Annotated in this window: 1 protein-coding gene; it reads right to left on the bottom strand. The window is 42.5% G+C overall.

Annotated elements, in window-relative coordinates; genetic code table 11:
* Positions 1-113: 113 nt before the first annotated feature.
* Complete coding sequence (locus tag H8706_RS12350; RefSeq protein WP_262432871.1) at positions 114-491, bottom strand: SpoVG family protein; 378 nt, start codon at positions 489-491, stop codon at positions 114-116.
* Positions 492-546 lie beyond the last annotated feature (55 nt).

Below are 546 nucleotides of genomic sequence, written 5' to 3'. Positions count from 1 at the left end.
GCGTAGATGATATTGATGCCGGCAATGAGGAGATGTTCTATCTTCCTGCAGTGATCAAATCACGGGAAACAAATGCACTTTGCGTCGGGCTTATATTGGTGGATATTGAATCATCAGGTGAACATTGGGGAACACAGTTTATGCTGGACGGCAGTTTTTTGTCCGTCTGAACGCTTTTGAGACTTTTTATTCCCTGCCTTTTTTGTTTCTTTCCCCTCTTCATGGTTCTGCTCCTCCTGCTGTGTTAATTTCTGTTCGTATGCTTCAAGCACCGCACTGTGGAGATTTTCTCTTCCCTCTTTTGTAATCGGGAAACAAATATCCTCATATTTGGCTCCTGCCTTACGGGAAGGCATTGACACAAACGGACCGTCATTGCCCTCAAAAATCCTCACACCTTTTACAACAAACTCGTCATTGATGGAAACCGAGGCAACTCCCTTTAAGCTTCCGGGTTTGTTAATAAGGTTCACGCTTGCTTTGTAATTCATAAATTCTACCCCTTTCTTTTATATAACTCATCATCCACTTCTTTTAACCTTTCAC

The organism is Qingrenia yutianensis (genome assembly GCF_014385105.1).
GTDB lineage: Bacteria > Bacillota > Clostridia > UMGS1810 > UMGS1810 > Qingrenia > Qingrenia yutianensis.
The sequence above is the reverse complement of the archived record's forward strand: the minus strand, read 5'-3'. Positions and strand labels throughout refer to the sequence as shown.

Excerpts from the sequence above, each read along its gene's own strand:
- H8706_RS12350 (WP_262432871.1), bottom strand. The coding sequence starts at position 491 with ATGAATTACAAAGCAAGCGTGAACCTTATTAACAAACCCGGAAGCTTA.